Consider the following 2,423-nt stretch of genomic DNA (forward strand, 5'->3'; position numbering starts at 1 on the left):
ATTTAACTTTAAAAAATATCGAAAATAATAATGAAGAAAATGATGCCAAAAACAATGTTTAACAAAATTTAGAAGCATTTGATATATAATGTTTAAATTTTAGAACATATAGAAGGAGAGGGGAATTTTGGGCTACAGTGCTAGTGGATTGTTTTTATTTGCTGTTTTTATGAGTGGATTATCATTTATTATTGTAGCTTCTTGGTTTAGTAAATCAAAGATTATTAAAACATTGTTAGGCTGTTTTTTAATAGTATTAACTTGTAGTTTGTATTTTTTATATAATTAACTACAATTATATAAATTTATGTATTAAGGGGAGATAAGTAAATGTATATTTTAATAGGTTTGCTAGTAGTCAGTGTTTGCTATAATATTCTTTTATGGTACAAACAAAATCATTATAAACAAAAATATGTTAGGAAATATCGTGTGAATGAAAACGAAGTAACAGATACATTTATGATTGCAAAACAGGGAAAAAAAACACATGTAAAAGCTACTAGAAATGGTATTATTACTATTGAATTTATTGATAATGGAAACATCAAAGATAAGACAGACAAGGTGAGTGTGTAATGCTAATTGGTTATGCAAGGATAAGTACAAAGGATCAAAATGAAAGTAGACAAATTGAAGCTTTAAAAAAAGCTGGATGTGAAAAAATTTTCTTGGATAAAGAATCAGGAAAGAATTTTGACAGAACTGAATACCAAAAGATGAAAAGTATGCTTAGATTTAAAGATACAATTGTTGTAGAGGATCTATCAAGGTTTGGCCGGAATAAAAAAGAAATTATGGATGAATGGCGTTATTTTCAAGAAAATGAAATTGATATCTATATTATTAATATGCCTATTTTAGATACAAGAAAATTTAAAGATATGCCAAGTATAGCTAATTTAATATCAGAGATTGTTTTAACTGTATTAAGCTGGACTGTTCAGGAAGAACGAGAAAGAATTTTGGAACATCAAAGACAAGGTATAGAAATTGCAAAAAGAAATGGAGTATATAAAGGAAGAAAGCCGAAATATACAAAGGAAAATCCAAGCTTACAACATGCTTTAGAATTATATAGTACATCAAAAATGCCAATGAAGAAGATAAGTGAAATTACTAAAATTAGTCGAAATACATTATATAAGAAGATAAAGGAATATGATATAGAAAAAAGAACTGATTAAAAAGCCGATGTTGATAAAATACATTGGCTTTTTGATTTTTGTGTGTATTCAATATACATTCAGTATATATTATGTTATAATGAATATAAGGAATTAAACTAAAAAGGAGTGGTTATATTGAAACAATTTAAATATTGTATTGAGCAAGGAGTAGGGGATGATAGAACTACATGTGAACTTTATCATGAAACTAAATTTACACAAGAGGAATTCATTCAAAAATATAATTTTGTAGTCGATAAGTTGCAATCTAATAAAAAGGTTTTTGATAAGATTTCTGTAGAAGAAGTTGTTGATATGATGTGTGTGTTATTTCAATTCCAGAAAAATGAACCTGTACAAAAGATACATTGTTACGAATCTACAATGAAAAAGGTTGAGCTGGAAAGTGAGAAAGTTTTTACTTATGAAGATTTTGTCATAATAAGTTGGAATGATTAATAAGGGGAATAAAACAATGGATACTATTGATATAAAAGTATTTATAAAGTATGTTTTCTATTTCTTTTCTTATTTATTAGTTTTTATACCAGCATTTCCAATAGTGGTTATTCTTGTTATGGCTGGTGCTTCTCCAAATCAAGATCATACTATATTGGAATGGATACTTGTTATTTTTGAAATTTTAGTCACGATTTTTGGAGCGTGGTTCTTTAATTTTATTTTTAAAAGAGTGATAGGAATAAAGAAAAATAATAAAATCACTTGGACGATATTTATACTACATTTAATTCTTATTCCTTTAACATGGAGGTTTTTACTTTAGGGGAGATTTTCACTTAATCTTTAAAATTTATATAAAGAGGTGAAAAGTAATGAAGGGTTTCTCTTTTTTTGGTTTTTTGAGTTATCTATATAGTGAATATTCAACTGTTTTTAATTTGATATTTGGTTTTATAATCATAGTAATCATGTTAAATATAATGAAATATGCTTATGGTAGTAATTATGCTAGGCGAAGTGTGAAAAAAAGTTTTAAAGCGGTTTTTTTAGAAATTTCTATGCTAATGCTGATAGCTGTAGTTTTCCTTGCTGGGGTATATGGGGCATACGCATTTATTAATTATACAGGAGTTATAAAATAATTTTAAAATCACATTGATCCCTAGCGAACTTTCGTAACGCTGGGGATCAATTGTCTTTCCTCCTTCGGAAGCAACCAGACAACCAAAAACAGGGTTGTAGTGTACGTCTTCCTTCCTTTGTTCTCCTAATTATAATTTTTGTTCATGAGAG

General features: G+C 27.3%; 6 protein-coding genes. All 6 read left to right on the forward strand.

All coding sequences use genetic code 11. The features are described 5' to 3' along the window. Positions 1–127: 127 nt before the first annotated feature. Positions 128–289 (forward strand): hypothetical protein, encoded by a 162-nt coding sequence (locus MR107_RS29705; protein WP_157406506.1) that lies wholly within the window; start codon positions 128–130, stop codon positions 287–289. A gap of 41 nt (positions 290–330) precedes the next feature. After that, positions 331–579, forward strand: coding sequence for a hypothetical protein (locus MR107_RS29710; protein ID WP_000275629.1), 249 nt, complete (start codon positions 331–333; stop codon positions 577–579). Further along, a complete protein-coding gene (locus MR107_RS29715) occupies positions 579–1,187 on the forward strand; it encodes a recombinase family protein (protein WP_242293121.1) in 609 nt (202 codons plus the stop codon). The genes MR107_RS29710 and MR107_RS29715 overlap by 1 nt, the downstream gene beginning before the upstream one ends. Before the next feature lie 117 nt (positions 1,188–1,304). Next, positions 1,305–1,628, forward strand: coding sequence for a hypothetical protein (locus tag MR107_RS29720; RefSeq protein ID WP_242293122.1), 324 nt, complete (start codon positions 1,305–1,307; stop codon positions 1,626–1,628). Positions 1,629–1,644: 16 nt separating this feature from the next. Then, complete coding sequence (locus MR107_RS29725) at positions 1,645–1,953, forward strand: hypothetical protein (protein WP_242293123.1); 309 nt, start codon at positions 1,645–1,647, stop codon at positions 1,951–1,953. A 49-nt stretch (positions 1,954–2,002) separates the two neighbouring features. Continuing rightward, positions 2,003–2,272 carry a hypothetical protein gene (locus MR107_RS29730; protein ID WP_242293124.1) on the forward strand — a complete coding sequence of 90 codons (270 nt, stop codon included), beginning with the start codon at positions 2,003–2,005 and terminating at the stop codon, positions 2,270–2,272. The last annotated feature ends 151 nt before the right edge of the window (positions 2,273–2,423 follow it).

It is taken from the genome of Bacillus cereus group sp. BfR-BA-01441 (assembly GCF_022663075.1).
GTDB classification, from domain to species: Bacteria; Bacillota; Bacilli; order Bacillales; family Bacillaceae_G; genus Bacillus_A; species Bacillus_A cereus.

What these genes read in the sequence shown, in the direction of transcription:
- MR107_RS29710 (WP_000275629.1), top strand. Translation starts at nt 331, where the DNA reads ATGTATATTTTAATAGGTTTGCTAGTAGTCAGTGTTTGCTATAATATT.
- MR107_RS29715 (WP_242293121.1), top strand. Translation starts at nt 579, where the DNA reads ATGCTAATTGGTTATGCAAGGATAAGTACAAAGGATCAAAATGAAAGT.
- MR107_RS29725 (WP_242293123.1), top strand. Translation starts at nt 1,645, where the DNA reads ATGGATACTATTGATATAAAAGTATTTATAAAGTATGTTTTCTATTTC.
- MR107_RS29730 (WP_242293124.1), top strand. Translation starts at nt 2,003, where the DNA reads ATGAAGGGTTTCTCTTTTTTTGGTTTTTTGAGTTATCTATATAGTGAA.